The organism is Ahrensia marina (assembly GCF_042140245.1).
In the GTDB taxonomy this organism is placed as follows: Bacteria; Pseudomonadota; Alphaproteobacteria; order Rhizobiales; family MH13; genus MH13.
Genome location: NZ_CP159483.1, coordinates 3048111 through 3064394, shown reverse-complemented (window position 1 = coordinate 3064394; position 16284 = coordinate 3048111). Strand labels below are relative to the sequence as shown.

Annotated in this window: 17 protein-coding genes; 12 read left to right on the top strand and 5 right to left on the bottom strand. The window is 56.7% G+C overall.

All coding sequences use genetic code 11. From position 1 onward, the window contains the following. Window positions 1-138: 138 nt before the first annotated feature. The 9 genes from ABWH92_RS14925 to parC all read left to right on the top strand — a co-directional run bounded on the left by ABWH92_RS14925 (window position 139) and on the right by parC (window position 9682). Complete coding sequence (locus ABWH92_RS14925; protein WP_375569669.1) at window positions 139-2376, top strand: RelA/SpoT family protein; 2238 nt, start codon at window positions 139-141, stop codon at window positions 2374-2376. A gap of 107 nt (window positions 2377-2483) precedes the next feature. Further along, window positions 2484-3068, top strand: a complete 585-nt coding sequence (gene pyrE / locus ABWH92_RS14920; protein ID WP_375574261.1) for an orotate phosphoribosyltransferase — start codon at window positions 2484-2486, stop codon at window positions 3066-3068. 56 nt (window positions 3069-3124) lie between these two features. Continuing rightward, a complete protein-coding gene (locus ABWH92_RS14915; RefSeq protein WP_375569667.1) occupies window positions 3125-3670 on the top strand; it encodes a DUF2062 domain-containing protein in 546 nt (181 codons plus the stop codon). A gap of 10 nt (window positions 3671-3680) precedes the next feature. Then, window positions 3681-4085 (top strand): holo-ACP synthase, encoded by a 405-nt coding sequence (gene acpS, locus ABWH92_RS14910; RefSeq protein WP_375569665.1) that lies wholly within the window; start codon window positions 3681-3683, stop codon window positions 4083-4085. Window positions 4086-4266: 181 nt separating this feature from the next. Continuing rightward, a complete protein-coding gene (gene lepB / locus ABWH92_RS14905; protein ID WP_375569663.1) occupies window positions 4267-5034 on the top strand; it encodes a signal peptidase I in 768 nt (255 codons plus the stop codon). Next, window positions 5024-5719 (top strand): ribonuclease III, encoded by a 696-nt coding sequence (rnc, locus tag ABWH92_RS14900; protein ID WP_375569661.1) that lies wholly within the window; start codon window positions 5024-5026, stop codon window positions 5717-5719. The genes lepB and rnc overlap by 11 nt, the downstream gene beginning before the upstream one ends. Continuing rightward, window positions 5712-6629: a GTPase Era gene (gene era / locus ABWH92_RS14895; RefSeq protein WP_375569659.1), complete on the top strand. Its 918-nt coding sequence runs from the start codon at window positions 5712-5714 to the stop codon at window positions 6627-6629. The genes rnc and era overlap by 8 nt, the downstream gene beginning before the upstream one ends. Window positions 6630-6644: 15 nt before the next feature. Continuing rightward, on the top strand, window positions 6645-7391 hold the full coding sequence (recO, locus tag ABWH92_RS14890) for a DNA repair protein RecO (protein WP_375569657.1): 747 nt from the start codon (window positions 6645-6647) through the stop codon (window positions 7389-7391). 32 nt (window positions 7392-7423) lie between these two features. Continuing rightward, a complete protein-coding gene (gene parC, locus ABWH92_RS14885; RefSeq protein WP_375569655.1) occupies window positions 7424-9682 on the top strand; it encodes a DNA topoisomerase IV subunit A in 2259 nt (752 codons plus the stop codon). Here the strand turns inward: parC and ABWH92_RS14880 are convergent. Beyond that, entirely contained in the window at window positions 9679-10290 is a 612-nt protein-coding gene (locus tag ABWH92_RS14880) for a TetR/AcrR family transcriptional regulator (protein WP_375569653.1), read from the bottom strand. The genes parC and ABWH92_RS14880 overlap by 4 nt on opposite strands. Window positions 10291-10385: 95 nt before the next feature. Here ABWH92_RS14880 and ABWH92_RS14875 point away from each other — a divergent pair, with 95 nt between their 5' ends. Together ABWH92_RS14875 and ABWH92_RS14870 are read left to right on the top strand one after the other, a co-directional pair. Further along, window positions 10386-10742 carry a DUF3817 domain-containing protein gene (locus tag ABWH92_RS14875; RefSeq protein WP_375569651.1) on the top strand — a complete coding sequence of 119 codons (357 nt, stop codon included), beginning with the start codon at window positions 10386-10388 and terminating at the stop codon, window positions 10740-10742. Continuing rightward, the gene (locus ABWH92_RS14870) at window positions 10742-11161 is read left to right on the top strand and encodes a CopD family protein (protein WP_375569649.1); all 420 of its coding nucleotides are present in this window, start codon (window positions 10742-10744) and stop codon (window positions 11159-11161) included. Before ABWH92_RS14875 ends, ABWH92_RS14870 begins: the two co-directional genes overlap by 1 nt. A 33-nt stretch (window positions 11162-11194) precedes the next feature. On the opposite strand, the gene ABWH92_RS14865 is transcribed toward ABWH92_RS14870, so the two are convergent. The 4 genes from ABWH92_RS14865 to hemB form a co-directional block, all read right to left on the bottom strand. Continuing rightward, window positions 11195-11944, bottom strand: coding sequence for an arginyltransferase (locus ABWH92_RS14865; RefSeq protein WP_375569647.1), 750 nt, complete (start codon window positions 11942-11944; stop codon window positions 11195-11197). Between the two features lie 44 nt (window positions 11945-11988). Beyond that, a complete protein-coding gene (locus ABWH92_RS14860; protein WP_375569645.1) occupies window positions 11989-13824 on the bottom strand; it encodes a sodium:proton antiporter in 1836 nt (611 codons plus the stop codon). Between the two features lie 104 nt (window positions 13825-13928). After that, entirely contained in the window at window positions 13929-14474 is a 546-nt protein-coding gene (locus ABWH92_RS14855; RefSeq protein WP_375569643.1) for an RDD family protein, read from the bottom strand. A 71-nt stretch (window positions 14475-14545) separates the two neighbouring features. Then, window positions 14546-15568: a porphobilinogen synthase gene (gene hemB, locus ABWH92_RS14850; RefSeq protein WP_375569641.1), complete on the bottom strand. Its 1023-nt coding sequence runs from the start codon at window positions 15566-15568 to the stop codon at window positions 14546-14548. Between the two features lie 197 nt (window positions 15569-15765). Between hemB and ABWH92_RS14845 the strand changes: the two genes are divergently transcribed. Continuing rightward, window positions 15766-16230 (top strand): DUF6163 family protein, encoded by a 465-nt coding sequence (locus ABWH92_RS14845; protein WP_375569639.1) that lies wholly within the window; start codon window positions 15766-15768, stop codon window positions 16228-16230. The last annotated feature ends 54 nt before the right edge of the window (window positions 16231-16284 follow it).

Below are 16284 nucleotides of genomic sequence, written 5' to 3'. Positions count from 1 at the left end.
GTAAAGTTTTCGGAGCGCCGGCTTGGATCAACCAAGTCGGCGTTTTGCGTTTGCATTCAGCTTTCTAAGGCGCCACCTTGCGCCAGAGAGACACGTTCAGTCGCCACTGGCTGAACGACACCCATCCGAGCCAACACCATGATGCGTCAGTACGAGTTGGTTGAGCGGGTCGCCCGCTACAACCCCGATGCCGATGAGGCCTTGCTCAACAAGGCCTATGTGTACGCAATGCGTGCCCATGGCAGTCAGACGCGCGCTTCAGGTGACCCCTATTTCTCACATCCTCTAGAAGTGGCGGCGATCCTCACCGATCTTAAGCTCGATGATGCAACGATCGCCGTTGCGCTGTTGCACGATACGATTGAAGACACCGACGCTACGCGCGATGAGATCGACCGCCTGTTCGGTGATGAGATCGGCAAGCTGGTCGATGGCCTTACCAAGCTGAACCGCCTTGACTTCATCACCTCTGAAGCCAAGCAGGGCGAGAACCTACGTAAACTTTTCTTGGCAATCTCCGATGATGTGCGTGTGCTGCTGGTGAAGCTTGCTGACAGGCTGCACAACATGCGCACGCTTGGCGCTATGCGCGAAGATAAGCGCCAGCGCATTGCACGAGAGACGATGGAAATCTACGCGCCGCTCGCCGGACGTATCGGCATGCAGTCCATGCGCGATGAGTTGGAAGATTTAGCCTTCGAGATCCTTGATCCAGAAAACCGACAAATGGTGCTGGATCGCTTGGCCGAGCAGATGGAGCAGTCAGACGCGATCATCGGCACCATTATTGAAACGGTTCAGGCAAAGTTAGCTGAGTATGGTCTCGCATCAGAGGTGACGGGGCGGCAGAAACGGGCCTACTCGATCTATCAAAAGATGTTGCGCAAGGGCCTGTCTTTTGAGCAACTTTCCGACCTCTATGCTTTCCGGATCATCGTCGCCAATCCTGCGGCTTGCTACCGCGCCCTCGGCATCGTCCACACAACCTGGAAATGCGTTCCTGAGCGTTTCAAAGACTATATCTCCGTCCCCAAGCAGAACGATTATCAGTCTCTACACACGACAGTCATTGGGCCGTTTTCACGCCGCGTCGAACTGCAGATCCGTGATCATGCCATGCATGCGGTGGCCGAGTACGGCATCGCTGGTCATGGTTTCTACAAAGATGGCATGACGGTTGGTGGCTCCCAGCTTGATGCGCTTCGCCGCGATAGCCGGGCTTTTGCTTGGATCAGGCACACCGTCGATATGCTTGATGGCGATGACACCGCTGAGGAGTTCCTGGAAAACACCAAGCTGGAGCTTTTTCGTGATCAGGTGTTCTGCTTCACGCCCAAAGGGCGCGTGATCGCTTTGCCGCGGGGCGCCACACCGATTGATTTTGCTTATGCCGTCCACACCGATGTTGGCGACACCACCGTTGGGGCGAAGATCGACGGACAGTTGATGCCGCTGCTCACCGAGCTCAAAAACGGCAATCAGGTGGAGATTATCACCTCGCGGGCCCAGGTTCCGCCTCCAGCTTGGGAGCAGTTTGCGCGTACCGGTAAGGCGCGCGCTGCAATCCGTCGTGCGACACGGCAAGCAGTGCGCCGACAGTATCTGGGTCTTGGCAAAGAGGTTGTTCAACGGGCCTTTGAACGCGCAGGTAAGAGCTTTGATCCGGCTTCCATAGAGACCGTACTGCACAAGCTTGCGCACAAAAATGTCGATGATGTTTTCACATCAGTCGGGCGAGGGGAGTTGGCCTCGCGCGCCGTTCTGGCCGCTGTCCATCCCGAGGCGAAAGACATTGAGCAAGGTCCAGCTCCCAACGATCAGGACGGTTGGTTTGGCCTATCAGATATGACGGCGCTGCAGTTTCGTATTCCCGGTGAGAAGGCCGATGCATTTCACTCTGGCAGCAATGGCCATGCTGATCCGAACCGAGCTCCCGTACGTGGCCTCGACAAGGCAATGCCGGTGCGCTTTTCCACCGATGAGCCTCCCATTCCTGGTGACCGCATTGTCGGCATCGTGACGCCCGGCGAAGGCGTGACCGTCTATCCGATACACGCCGCAGCGCTTGCCGATTTTGAAAATCAGCCCGAGCGCTGGCTTGATGTCCGCTGGGATATCGATCCGAGCCAGACCCAGCTCTTCGAGGCAAAAATCCGAGTGACCGCTCTCAATGAGCCTGGCTCGCTGGCAACCTTGGCCACGGTCATTGCCGACCATGGCGGTAATATTGAGAACCTCATCATGACGCGCCGAGGTCCTGATTTTCATGACCTTTTGATCGAGCTGCAGGTCAGCGATGTCAAACATCTGCATCGCATCATTGCTCAGCTTCGCTCAAGCGCCGTCATAAGCAGCGCCGCCCGCGCCGAAAACTAGGCTTTTTTTCTAGCCCTTCTGCTGCTTGCTCTTCAGCAGCGAGAGCGCTAGGTCCATCCCCACAGACACGCCGGTTGTGGGGACGGATCATCATGAGTGAAACACTGTTGAGCGACGAAGATGTGCTGGATGTGTTTCGCTCGGAAGACGCAATTCTAGATGGGCACTTTGTGCTCTCATCTGGCTTGCACAGTCCGGTCTTCCTTCAAAAAGCTCTGGTCTACCGATCACCTGCCAAAACAGAACGTCTCTGCCGGGCATTGGCTGCGAAGGTTCGCGCCAGCGATCTCGGCGCCATCGATTGCATCATTGCTCCAGCCATGGGTGCGGTCGTCCCCGGCTATGAGACAGCGCGCCACCTAGAGGTTCCTTACATGTGGGTTGAGCGCGAGGATGGAAAGTTCGCTCTGCGCCGTGGCTTCACGTTGGAAAAAGGCGCCCGCGCGCTGATTGTCGAAGATATCATCACCACTGGGCTGTCGGTGGGAGAGGCGGCTAAATGCATACGCGATTTGGGTGCTGAAGTGGCAGGATGTGCGTGCATCATTGATCGTTCCGCCGGCAAGGCGGATATCGGGATGCCCCTGGTTGCGTTGGCCAATTACGAGGTGCCTGCTTACCCGGCCGATCAATTGCCTGATGAGTTAAGGGCCATTCCAGCGACAAAACCTGGCTCACGCGGGCTGGCCTAAACGCCATGCTCTTTAAGCGCCGTTCAAAACCATCTTGGGCCAAAAGAACCCGCGCGATGGCTTGGCCAACGCGCAGTTTTACGCGTTCGGCTCAATATTTCTTCAAGCGCATTTTAAGGGTCAATGCGACGCCCTATGCCATTGCTATGGGCGTTGCGATCGGTGCGTTCGTCTCTTTCACGCCGTTGCTCGGCCTGCATTTTTTAATGGCCTTTGCGCTGGCGTATCTGCTGCGTGCCAACTACTTTTCCGCCATTATCGGCACAGTGGTTGGCAATCCGGTCACCTTTCCCTTCATCTGGGCGTTCACCTTTCGCGTTGGGCGGGTGATGTTGGGTGACCCTGTTCATCGTAACGCCGAGCCCCAACTTGATGGGCCAACCGCTTACACCGCCGAGGCCATTGGCGGTTTCTTTGAGCGGACATGGCCGGTGATCAAGCCGATGCTGGTCGGCAGCATTCCCCTTGGCTTGACCGCTGCCGTTGCCTGCTTCTTTCTCACCTATGGCACCGTCTTAGGCTATCAAAAAGCTAGGCAGGCCAAAGCATTGGCCGCTGCGAAAAAACGTGAAGCACTGATAGAAGGTGCCGACACACTATGATGGGCACTGCATGATCATCGGGCTTGGCAGTGATCTTTGCGATATCCGCCGCATCGAAGACACGCTTGAGCGGTTTGGCGAGCGGTTCACGCACCGCGTGTTCACGCCGCTTGAGCGCGCGAAATCCGATCGCCGAAAGCAGCGCTCAGCATCTTACGCCAAACGTTTTGCGGCCAAGGAAGCCTGTGCCAAAGCGTTGGGAACAGGCCTTCGCAACGGCGTTTTCTGGCGCGATATGGGTGTTGAGAATCTGCGCAGCGGCGCTCCCACCATGGTGCTGACAGGCGGCGCGCAGGATCAGCTTCAGCGCTTGATTCCAGCCGGTCACGCACCGGTGATTCATCTTTCCATCACTGATGATTTTCCCTACGCGCAAGCGTTTGTGATTATCGAAGCACTGCAGCCAACACCCTGATCTAGCGGCCTAGGCGTGGCCAAACCGCCACGATTGTGGCGCAATTGCCCACCAAAGGCTTGCCTTCACACCGGGCGAAGGTTGACTTGTGCCCACGGACCCCCGACATGGGCGACACGCAAGGCGCAAGCGGCGCCTGGAATCGACCATTCTTTTGAAGAACCAGGAAGGCAACCATCGCATGGCGCAGGACGGATCAACCGAAGATGCCACCGCGCGCGAGCCGGAAAAGAAGAAGAGCGAACTGTGGGACACCATCGTTGTTCTATTGCAGGCGTTCGCCATCGCCTTGGTCATTCGCACATTTCTGTTCCAACCGTTTGTGATTCCATCCTCTTCGATGGTTGGTACGCTGCTCATTGGTGACTATCTGTTCGCCAACAAGTTTGCTTACGGTTTTTCCCAGCACTCTTTGCCTTTTAGCCCTGATCTCTTCGATGGCCGAATTCTCGGCTCAGACCCAGAGCGCGGCGATGTGGCCGTGTTTAAACTGCCGTCTGATGGCTCGACTGACTACATCAAGCGTGTGATCGGCCTGCCCGGCGATAGCGTCGAAGTGCGCAACGGTGTCGTCTTCATCAACGGTGAAGAAGTACCGCGCGAGCGCATCGATGACTTCGTTCATCCTGAAACGGGCGAACGCGTGCCTCAGTACCGTGAAACATTGCCCAATGGCGTCACCTACAATGTGCTCGATCTCATCGACAACTCGATGCTCGACACCTCACCTGCGCCCTTTGTGGTGCCGGAGGGCCATTACTTCATGATGGGCGACAACCGCGACAACTCCTCTGACAGCCGCACCGCGCTGGTTGGTTTTGTGCCTTTGGAGAACTTTGTTGGCCGGGCCGATTTGATCTTCTTCTCGATGGCTGAAGGATCCTCGCCTTGGCAGGTGTGGCGCTGGCCCTCCGATGCCCGCTTCGACCGGATGTTTGATGGCATTTAAGCCTGTTGAAGTCGCGCTGGGCCATACCTTTGCAGACACGGCCTTGCTTGATCGTGCGCTCACCCATGCCAGCCATGGTGGTGGCCAAAGCGATCCCAACAAGACCTATCAGCGCTTAGAATTTCTCGGCGACCGCGTGCTTGCGCTGGTCATCGCTGACGCCTTGATTGCCCGTTTTCCAAGCGCCGATGAAGGTGAATTGGCGCGTCGCCTCAACCATCTGGTTCGGGCTGAAACCTGCGCAGCGATTGCCAAGCAGCTTGGCCTCGATCGTCATGTGCGCACCGACGATTTGGATGTCACCAAACCCACACGCGCCGCCCGCGCGGTGCTTGCTGATGTATGCGAGGCACTCATTGCTGCACTGTTCCTTGATGGCGGTATGAAGGTCGCCAAACGTTTCATCCTCACTCACTGGCAATCGGTGATGGATGAGGCCGGTGCCGCACGCCGTGACCCGAAAACAGCACTTCAGGAATGGGCGCATTCCAAACGCAAGGCCACGCCGACCTACACGGAAGTAGGCCGAGATGGTCCAGACCATGCGCCGGTGTTTAAGATCGCCGTCTCGGTCGACGGGATCGATCCGCTGGAAGCTGACGGCAAATCAAAGCGCGACGCACAACAGGCTGCCGCTATGGCAATGTTGGTGCGTGAAGGCGTTTGGAAAGATTCCCATGACTGAGCCATCGTCTGAAAATCAGCAAACACGTGCTGGTTTCGTTGCCCTGATGGGGCCAACCAATGCTGGGAAATCGACACTGCTCAATCGCTTGGTTGGTTCGAAAGTGGCGATTGTCTCGCACAAGGTACAGACAACGCGCGCACTGGTTCGCGGTATCGCTATTCTGGAAGAAACACAGGTCGTTTTTGTCGACACGCCAGGTCTCTTCAGGCCCAAACGGCGTCTGGATCGCGCTATGGTGGAGACCGCTTGGTCGGGCGCAAAAGATGCTGAATGCGTATGCTTCGTCATCGATGCTCGCAAAGGCCTGTCCGAAATCGTTGAATCCGCCTTAGAGCAGCTGGAGGGTATCCGTCAGCCCAAATGGTTGGTGCTCAACAAGATCGACGAGATGGATCAGTCCGAGCTTCTGCCATTGATTGCCGCCATCAATGAAAAGCTCTTGTTTGATGAAACCTTCCCGCTTTCGGCCATCACGGGCGAGGGCGTTGATGTGTTTGTTGATGCCCTGCGCAAGACCATGAAACCAGGGCCCTGGCTGTACCCTGAAGACCAGATATCCGACATGCCGATGCGTATGTTGGCTGCTGAGCTGACCCGCGAGAAACTGTATGAGCGGCTTCACGAAGAACTGCCCTACGTCTCCCATGTCGTCACCGAAGATTGGAAAACCACCCCAAAAGGTCACCGGGTGGAGCAAACCATCTATGTGGAGAGGGACAGCCAGAAGAAGATTGTGCTTGGCAAAGGCGGGCAGACGATCAAATGGATTTCGATGAACGCCCGCAAAGCGATCAGCCATGCCGTCGATGCGCCGGTTCATCTGTTTCTGTTCGTCAAAGTACGACCGAATTGGACCTCAGATCCGGAACGCTACAACGAGATGGGCTTGGACTTCCCCACCCAATAGGGCAGGTTTGCCAGCATGGAATGGACCGCCAGCGGCATTGTTCTCGGTCACAAAAAGCATGGTGAATCGAGCCTCATCCTTGAGGTGATGACACGCGAGCGTGGTCGTCATCTGGGCTTGGTACGCGGTGGGCGATCGCGCCGTATGGCGGCGCTCTTGCAGGTTGGCAACACGCTCTCGCTCACTTGGCGAGCCCGTCTTGATGAGCATTTGGGCCTCTTTCAAGTGGATGGCGAAACACTGCGTGGTGCGCAGTTGATGGATGAGCCTGTCGCGCTGCTCGCGGCCCAACTCTGTGCGGCTCATCTGCGTCTACTGCCCGAACGCGATCCGCACGCCCGGCTGCATGATATGCTGGGCCTCATCCTGGATCATTATGATGAACCGCAAACCATCGCCGCTTTGGTGGCGCGTTTTGAAGTGCTGCTGCTGGAAGAGCTTGGCTTTGGCCTTGATCTCACCAAATGCGCGGGAACAGGCGTGCAAACCGGGCTGATCTATGTCTCGCCGAAATCCGGCTGTGCGGTCAGTGCCGATGCTGGCGCGCCTTACAAAGACAAGCTCCTGGCTTTGCCATCTTTTCTTACCGGTTCCATGAAGGGTGTCTCGTCGGATCAAACCGCAGAAGCCTTCGCGCTGACGGCCTTCTTTTTGGAGCGCAATGTGTGGGGACCACGTGCTGTGCGTCCGCCAGAAGGCCGTGATGCGCTTCTTCGTCGGATTTGCGGGCCTTCTGCACAGTCAAAGACCAGTACTGCTTGAAGCCGTGAGCGCCGTTGGGTACGTCCAAGGACATGAGCGACATGACGATTCGGCCACCCGGTGGAGATGATGATGACGGCATTGAGGCCATCGACCTCGATGCGGCTCTGCGTGAGCGTTATCTCGCCTATGCCCTTTCCACCATCACACAACGGGCGCTGCCGGATGTGCGTGATGGTTTAAAACCGGTTCACCGCCGCCTGCTTTACGCCATGCGGCAGCTAAAGCTGGATCCAGCGCAGGGCTTCAAAAAGTCCGCCCGCGTTGTCGGTGACGTCATCGGCAAATACCACCCGCACGGTGACCAGTCGGTCTATGATGCTTTGGTGCGCTTGGCGCAGGATTTTGCCGTGCGCTACCCGTTGGTTGAAGGCCAAGGGAACTTTGGCAACATCGATGGCGATAGCGCTGCCGCCATGCGCTACACAGAAGCGCGCATGACCGATGTCGCCACGCGGCTGCTTGATGGCATCGACGAGGATGCGGTTGATTTCCGCGAAACCTATGATGGCTCCGAAGAAGAGCCGGTGGTTCTACCTTCTGATTTTCCTAACCTGTTGGCGAATGGCTCCACTGGCATTGCCGTCGGCATGGCAACGTCCATTCCACCGCACAATGTGGCCGAGCTTTGCGACGCGTCTCTGGCGCTGATCGACAATCAGAACATGGAAACGCCTGAACTGGTGAAGCTCGTTCTGGGGCCTGATTTCCCAACTGGCGGCATTTTGGTTGATGATGAGGCAAGCCGCATTCAGGCCTATGAAACAGGCCGCGGCGGTTTCCGCGTCCGAGCGCGCTGGCACAAAGAGGATCAGGGCAGGGGCACTTGGTCGATTGTGATCACCGAAATCCCCTATCAGGTCGTCAAAAGCCGTTTGGTGGAACGCATTGCCGATCTGCTGCTGTCGAAAAAACTACCGCTTCTTGGCGATGTGCGCGATGAATCGGCCGAAGACATGCGTTTGGTTCTGGAGCCAAAGAACCGCAATGTTGATCCTGAACTCATGATGGAGTCGCTGTTCCGGCTCACCGAGCTGGAATCGCGCATCTCGCTCAACATGAATGTGCTCGACGGCGGGCTGACACCGCGCGTGATGGGTCTGCGCGAGGTTCTTGTCGCCTGGCTTGATCACCGCCGCGACGTATTGGTGCGCCGCTCCAACTACCGTCTTGGTAAGATCGCCGCGCGGCTGGAGTTGCTTGAAGGCTTTATTGTTGCCTACCTCAATCTGGATGAGGTGATCCGTATCATCCGCTACGAGGATGAGCCCAAGCAAGAGCTGATGAAGGCCTTTGGCCTAAGCGATACCCAGGCTGACGCCATCCTCAACATGCGTTTGCGTGCCTTGCGCAAACTCGAAGAGATGGAAATCCGCAAGGAGCGCGATGCCCTGCTGGAAGAGCAGGCCGGACTGGAAGCGCTGGTCGGTTCCAAAGCGCGCCAGTGGACGCGCATTGGCAAAGACATCAAAGCGCTGCGCAAGACCTATGGTCCGGACACCGATCTTGGCCGTCGTCGCACAACCTTTGCTGAAGCGCCGTCTATTGATCTTGGCGATATTGATGCCGCGATGGTCGAGCGTGAACCGATCACGGTTGTGCTGTCGCAAAAAGGTTGGGTACGGGCGCTGAAGGGCCACAATGCTGATCTGTCGCGTCTCGATTTCAAGCAGGGCGATCGGCTGAAGTTGACCCTTGAAGCCATGACAACCGATAAGCTCGTGGCGGTCTCAACAGGTGGCAAAGTGTTCACGCTCGCGGCAGACAAACTGCCTGGCGGGCGTGGCCATGGTGACCCGCTGCGCATCATGGTTGATCTGGAAGCTGGACAGGATGTTGTCGCGCTTTTTGTTCACGACCCGAAGCGCAAACTGTTGATGGTCAACACCGATGGCTATGGGTTCGTTGCGCCGGAGAAAGATATCGTCGCCAACACCCGCAAGGGCAAGCAGGTTATGAACCTGTCAGAACCCACCGAGCTGCAAATGTCAGTGCCGGTGGAGGGCGATATGGTCGCTGTCATCGGTCAGAATCGCAAGCTTTTGCTCTTCCCACTCTCTCAGATCGCCGAGATGGGCCGCGGTAAGGGCGTACGGTTGCAACGTTACAAAGATGGTGGGGTCAGCGACCTCGTCACGTTTAAGACTGATGAGGGCATCACTTGGTCGGACAGCGCCGGGCGGCAGTACAACCGGTCACTGGAGGAAATGGCGGAATGGCGCGGTGAACGCGCGCAGGCCGGCCGCATGGCCCCGCAGGGCTTCCCCAGGAACAATAAGTTCGGCGCTTAGCGTCGCGCTGCACCCATGCGGTGAGAAAATTCTGAGAACTGTGCGTCAATTTCCTCGGTTGAGCGACCTTCGATGATCGCGCCAAAAAAATTCACCGAGAACGAAAAGTACGCGATCGCCGAAAACAACATGTCCACATTCATGTCCTGCGGGGCTGATCCAAGCTGCTGGTGTTGTTTGGCACGCAGTCTGAAGTTTTCGTCCGCTCCGCTTGCCATCATCGCGCGCGCCTTTTGACGATAGTCATCGTCGATAGAAACGCGGCTGACCATCAATCGAACCATCGCCTCATGCGCGCGATCCTCTAGCAGGCGATGATGGAGATAGTGGTAAATCTCATCGCTCAGGGTTGGTTGTAACGGGTAGGGCAGTTCAGTGTAGCGCTTGGCTTCCACAAAGCGCTTGGTGATACCAACCAGCAGCCCGTCTTTGCCACCAAAATAGCGGTTTATAAGCGAGGTGTTGGCCTGTGCTTCAGCAGCCACATCGCGCACCGTTGCACCGTCATAGCCGTGTTCAGCGAAGACTTTTTCAGCTGCATCCAAGAGCCGAGTTTCCGTTTCAAAACGGTTGCGCGGGTGTCGCTTAAGGTTCCTGGAATCGATCATCGCTCGCGACCATCTGTCATGTAAACATACCTTTACTTAGCGTCGTTCCAACGATAAAGCAAACAAATGTTTACATAGGCAACTGTTCGGAGAGCATGAGTATAATCCAAACTGTTTCGCAATCTGATCCCTTGCGTTTCCTGCGATGGGTCGGGGTTTTTGAAGGGTTCACGTTGATCCTCTTGATGTTGGTGGCGGTACCAATCAAGCGACTGCTTGGTGTCGCAGAGATGGTCACATGGGTTGGTCCAGTCCACGGCGTTGCTTTTCTTGTCTATCTCTATGCTGTCGTTGAGGCTTGGTCGGCCGGTGATCTTTCCAGACGTCGCTTGGCCTTCTCTCTCCTGGCTTGCTTCATTCCCTTCGGAACGTGGTTCAACAACAGATATCTGCGCGGCCCAGCCAAAAATGCCTGGCTTTCCAAAACGAAATCCGAGAGGTCGATGCCTTGATGTATGAGTGGCTAAAGATCATCCACATCATCTCTGTGATCATCTGGATGGGCGGTATGCTGACAGCACCGCTCGTGGGCACAATGTTGTCCGATCAACGCGCTGATCAACAATTGCGCTTGCGTTTACGATCGGCATTCTCACGATGGATAACGCCGGCGATGATCTTATCTCTGATCGTCGGCATCGCCCTGGCTCAAATCGGTGGCTGGTTTACCGATCCCTGGCTTCTCACCAAGCTTGTATTGGTGCTCGTGATGACCGCCCTTCACGGCGTTATCTCTGGCCGCTTGCGTCGTTTTGCATCTGACCCGAAAGCTGAATTGGCTGCTTGGTTTCCTCGCGTCAGCCTAATCGTTCTGCTCTTGTTGGCAGCTGTGGTGTCATTGGTGGTTACAAAGACTCTGTTCGCAGGTTGACATCACAGAAAAAGGTTCTGGTCAGGTCTGACCCTACTTACTCGCGCGCCATCCGCTTGGCGTCAGATGCTCTTGTGGTTTGAAGCGGGCTTTGTAGGCCATCTTCTGCGAGCCTTCGACCAAATAGCCGAGATAGAGATAGGGCAGGCCGCGTTTGCGGGCCCTCTCAATGTGATCAATGATCATGTAGGTGCCCAGAGATCGAGCTTCGAGCGACAGATCAGGGTCGAAAAACGAGTAGACCATCGACAGACCATCAGCCACCTGATCGGTAAGGCAGAGGCCCACCAGCGGGCCGCCATCTTCCCCGGCCAGTTCGCCTGGCTGGCGTTGGCGATAGCTGACAACCTGCGTGTCGATATGGCTGTCTTCGATCATCATCGCGTAATCAAGGACGCTCATCTGGGCCATCCCACCATCTTCATGGCGGGCATCCAGATAGTCGCGAAACAGGGCGTACTGCTCTGACGTTGCGCGGTTGGGCTCATCGCTTCCGATGATATCGACATTGCGCCTGACGATGCGTTTCATCGATTTGGTAGGTCGAAAATCATCAACTCGCACGCGCACCGAGACGCAGGCATTGCAGCCCTCACAGGCCGGGCGATAGGCAATGTTTTGCGAGCGACGGAAACCACCTGCCGACAGCATGGCGTGCAGTTCACGGGCTTGCGAACCAACAAGATGGGTGAAGATTTTGCGCTCCCGATTGCCCGGCAGATAAGGGCACGGCGAAGAAGCCGTTAGATAAAAGGTTGGCGTATCAAGCGGATGCTTGGTCATTGATTAAGGCCAATCAGGGCGTTCGGCGGCAAAGTTGCGCCACTCTATAGGGAAAAATACCAGGGCGCCAGCAAGGTGAAAGCAAGCCAATACATCACAACAAGCGGCGCACCGGCTTTGACATAGTCCGAAAAGGCGTAGTGGCCAGGGCCCATCACCAACAGGTTGGTTTGATAGCCGATCGGTGTCGCAAAAGAGCAGTTGGCCGCCAATAGGACGGCCATCACAAAAGGCTCCGGCGGCAGAGCCATGTCACCAGCCAGTTGCAGGGCGATTGGGGTGAAGAGAACCGCCGTTGCATTGTTGGACAGAATATTGGTGAGCACCGCCACAACCAGAAAGAATGCCGAGAGGATAACGGTTGGCCCCGCATCGGCAGCCAAGGCCATAACGCCATCCGCTATGGCTCTATCGCCGCCTGTCACTTGCAGTGCTGCCCCCATGGCGAGTGCGGTGCCGATCATCATCACGATGCGTGGATCGATTGCGCGTGTTGCTTGGCGGATGTTGAGGCAGCCCGTAGCAACCATCGCAAATGCCGCCGCGACCGTGGCCACCATCAAGTCGGCGAAGCCCAACAAGACGCATATGATGGCCACCGCAAAAATGCCGATGGCCATGGGTGCGCGTTCACGATTACCGATTTCGGCCCGCGTCTCTTCCAAGATGAGGAGTTCACGTTGGCCACGGAGATTTTCCAATCCGTCATCAGTGCTTGCCAGTAAGAACACGTCGCCAGCTTCTAGGCGCAGGGCATCCAGCGCAACACGCGGCATGCGCGAGCGCCGTTCGATGCCAAGAAGCTTGTGTTCTCCCCCAAGATAGGCAGCAATCACATCAATGCTTTGGCCAACAAACCGTGCGCCCGGGGCCAGCATTGCCTCGCTTGCATTGACCGACAGCACGCCACGCCGCTCCTCTTCCTCAGCCGGTGTAGAGGCCACGAACGTTTTCACCAGTTCATCGCGCTTGGCGGCGACCACGACCGTGTCGCCAGGCATCAGTTCCAGATTGTCAAAAGGTGGCAAAAATAGACGCGGTCCGCGCCGCACCGAGCGCACGGTGATGTCTTTGAGGCCCGTGAAAAGACCTTGTGTTGCGCGCGCGCCAACCAGCGCATCGCCAGCCACCAAGCGCTGTTCGGCAATGAACTGCTTGCCGCGGAAGGCGGTGGCTGGTGTCGAAGCTGCATCATTCTTCAAGATGTTGGGCAGAACCCACAATAGATAGGGCAGCATGGTAACCACAAGGATCAGAGCCAGAGCGGTCTGATCGAAGAAGCTGAGCATATAGCCTGCATTGCGTTCGGCTGTGGATGCGACCAGCAGGTTTGTCGAGGATCCAATCAGTGTAGTTGTACCACCCAAAATGGTCGCAAACGAAAGGGGAATCAAAAACGGCCGCGCGCCACCGGGTAGTTTTGCCGCCATCGCGCCGATAACCGGCAGCAGCATGACAACGACAGGTGTGTTGTTGAGAAAGGCGCTGAACGCACCAGCGATCAGTATCACCAGTAAGATGGTCAGTACTTCGCGCTTGCCGCCAACACGCGTGGCCAAGCGTGCGACGGGTGCCAGCGCATCGGTTTGGAAAAGCGCTTGCCCGATGACAAGCAGAGCCAGGATCGTGAAAAGAACGGGGCTCGCAAACCCATCGAGCAGAAAGGCCGGATCAACAAAGCCTTGCAGCACCGCTGCGCCGACCGGAACCCCAAACTGTTCGGTGAGTGTCGGGCCGACCATTGGCAGGACCGAAAAGACCAGCAGCAACGCGGCCATAATGCCAAGCGAGACAAACTCGATTGACCATCGGTCGGACGCATACGCGATGATGGCCAAGCCAATCACCGCATAGACCATCCAGACATCAAGTCCAATCAAAGGCAAAACCCTCTCGCCGCACTAGGGGGTCAACCATGCGGCGAGAGGGTGGGGATTAGCAACCTGCTTTTGGTTGCGTGTTGTGGATGGGCGAACCGCTTGGCTTAGGAGCCACGAAGCTGATTGGCGCGCGTGCCGTTGTTGATGACCACCGTGCCTAGAAGAACATCATGCAGGCAACGTTTGGTTGAGGAGAACAAGCTCGCGCCCAAAATGATCATCAACAAAAGTCCTGTCCCGGCTGAGAAATAGAAGGCCAGTGCATGCACGATGGCCAGAAGACCGTACATCGGCGCGCCGTGCCAGAGCCGCATCTCAATGCCCATGGCCTGCATGCCAGGCGTTGCCGATTTCGCGCCACCCAGTGTGAGGCCGATATAGGCGATAGCGATCAATGGCAGCAGAATTGGATAGAGCAACCACGCCAACCCAAAGGTCGGCAAGCCGAGGATCGCGATCACCACCGCAGCGATGGTCACAAAGACCGAGAGCACAATCAGATCGAGAAAAAACGCGAAGATCCGCCGCGTGCGCACACCATCGAAAAGCCAGGGCTCGCCAACAGGATCAAAAGCAAAGCGGTCCCGCTTAGGATCGCTCCCATCAAGCGGCATGATAGGCGGGCGAGGTTGTGATGAAGCGGTGGTCATGGGTCTCCGGTCCTAAACAATGGATATTTAAGACGTGGGCACGCTGTTTGGCATCTTCAAGCAAAAAGCACCTATTTGGCCAGTTTTGCAGCGATCTCTGGCGCAAAATAGGTCAAAATACCATCAGCGCCGGCGCGCTTGAAGGCCAGCAGGCTCTCCATGATCGCCTTGTCGCGGTCGATCCAGCCATTGGCGGCTGCCGCTTCGATCATCGCAAATTCGCCGGACACCTGATACACGGTTGTTGGCACGCCAAAAGCAGACTTCACCCGGTGCACGATGTCCAGATAGGGCATGCCGGGCTTCACCATCACCACGTCGGCGCCTTCGGCCAAATCCAGCTCCACCTCATGTTCTGCCTCTTGGCCGTTGGCAGGGTCCATTTGATAGGTGCGCTTGTCGCCCTTCAACGTGCCCGAGGCACCGACCGCATCGCGAAACGGCCCGTAAAAGGCGGACGCGTACTTTGCTGCATACGCCATGATGGGCAGATCCGTATGACCGGTCTCATCCAAGCTTGCGCGAATGGCACCGATACGCCCGTCCATCATGTCTGAGGGCGCGATCATGTCAGAACCTGCCTCGGCCAGTGTCTGGGCCTGCAAAATGAGTTGCGCGACCGAGGCATCATTGTCGATCTGTTGATCGTTACTGCCAAACACCCCATCATGGCCGTGACTGGTGTAGGGGTCGAGCGCAACATCTGTGATCAACCCGACATCAACACCCGCTGCTTTGATCGCGCGCACCGCTGTGCAAACCAAATTGTTGCTGTTGAGTGCCTCGCTGCCTGTTTCATCACGCAGTTCAGAGGGTGTGTTTGGAAAAAGCGCAAGCGCACGGACACCAAGATCCTCAGCGCGTTTGGCGGCATCCACCGCCAGATCAGGGGACAGGCGCGACACACCGGGCATAGAGGCTACGGGCTCGCGTGTGCCGACGCCTTCGGTCAGAAAAATGGGCCAGATGAGATCATTGATGGTGAGCACATTTTCACGCGCGAGATCACGCAGCCAGGGCTGAAGCCGCCGACGCCGCATCCGCCGTCCACCTGTAACCTCATTCACAAGGCCGCGCGCAGTGTGTTTGTCCATGATATCAGCCTTGTCTCGCCGGGTGCTGTTCTTATCCTGTTGCTAGCAGTGGCTTGGCGGTGGAACAATGTCGTGGAAGGCCTGATGCGACAACCAGCCATCCTCAACCCTTCCTTGCTCTTGCCCAACGCCTTCGGCATAAGCCGACCATGTCGCACTGAGTTTCAGCCAACTCTTAAAAGGAATGCCTTTGCCACATGGCGCGAACGTCCGCTCCTGAGCCGATTGATCCCATCTGGATCACACCGCCGCCAAAACAGCGGCTCGACCCCATTGAGCGTTGGTTCATTGTGGTCTTACGCATCATCGCGTTGGTGCTCTTGGTGCGAGCGATCCACGGTTGGCTCTTGATCGTCGGCATTTTGGAGCACCCAGAGCTTGGACGCTTGCTGGTTGCCGATCCCTATGTGCGGTTCGCGCTGTTTGGTATTCTCACCGTTGCCAGCATCATCGCTTGCGTTGGGCTTTGGCTGCTCGCGCCGTGGGGCGCTGTATTGTGGCTGGTGATCGTTGCAGCGGATGCCTTGATCTTTTTCCTGCTGCCCAATCTTGGTATTGTGAGCATCATCATTGTGTTGACCAACGCCGGATTGGTTTCAATCTATTTGGGTATGCTGTTGCAGGTTCGCCGCCTGTCACACGAAGCGCCGCCTCTTCGCTAACCCCGTCCGCCAAAGTTAGCCTGAACGCTCTCTCACCAGCACTGGTTAGGGGTT

Coding starts and splice junctions, on each gene's coding strand:
- ABWH92_RS14870 (WP_375569649.1), top strand. CDS start 10,742: ATGTATGAGTGGCTAAAGATCATCCACATCATCTCTGTGATCATCTGG.
- ABWH92_RS14855 (WP_375569643.1), bottom strand. CDS start 14,474: ATGACCACCGCTTCATCACAACCTCGCCCGCCTATCATGCCGCTTGAT.
- recO (WP_375569657.1), top strand. CDS start 6,645: ATGGAATGGACCGCCAGCGGCATTGTTCTCGGTCACAAAAAGCATGGT.
- lepB (WP_375569663.1), top strand. CDS start 4,267: ATGGCGCAGGACGGATCAACCGAAGATGCCACCGCGCGCGAGCCGGAA.
- ABWH92_RS14925 (WP_375569669.1), top strand. CDS start 139: ATGATGCGTCAGTACGAGTTGGTTGAGCGGGTCGCCCGCTACAACCCC.
- parC (WP_375569655.1), top strand. CDS start 7,424: ATGAGCGACATGACGATTCGGCCACCCGGTGGAGATGATGATGACGGC.
- ABWH92_RS14880 (WP_375569653.1), bottom strand. CDS start 10,290: ATGATCGATTCCAGGAACCTTAAGCGACACCCGCGCAACCGTTTTGAA.
- ABWH92_RS14915 (WP_375569667.1), top strand. CDS start 3,125: ATGGCTTGGCCAACGCGCAGTTTTACGCGTTCGGCTCAATATTTCTTC.
- ABWH92_RS14865 (WP_375569647.1), bottom strand. CDS start 11,944: ATGACCAAGCATCCGCTTGATACGCCAACCTTTTATCTAACGGCTTCT.
- rnc (WP_375569661.1), top strand. CDS start 5,024: ATGGCATTTAAGCCTGTTGAAGTCGCGCTGGGCCATACCTTTGCAGAC.
- ABWH92_RS14845 (WP_375569639.1), top strand. CDS start 15,766: ATGGCGCGAACGTCCGCTCCTGAGCCGATTGATCCCATCTGGATCACA.
- acpS (WP_375569665.1), top strand. CDS start 3,681: ATGATCATCGGGCTTGGCAGTGATCTTTGCGATATCCGCCGCATCGAA.
- era (WP_375569659.1), top strand. CDS start 5,712: ATGACTGAGCCATCGTCTGAAAATCAGCAAACACGTGCTGGTTTCGTT.
- ABWH92_RS14875 (WP_375569651.1), top strand. CDS start 10,386: ATGAGTATAATCCAAACTGTTTCGCAATCTGATCCCTTGCGTTTCCTG.
- hemB (WP_375569641.1), bottom strand. CDS start 15,568: ATGGACAAACACACTGCGCGCGGCCTTGTGAATGAGGTTACAGGTGGA.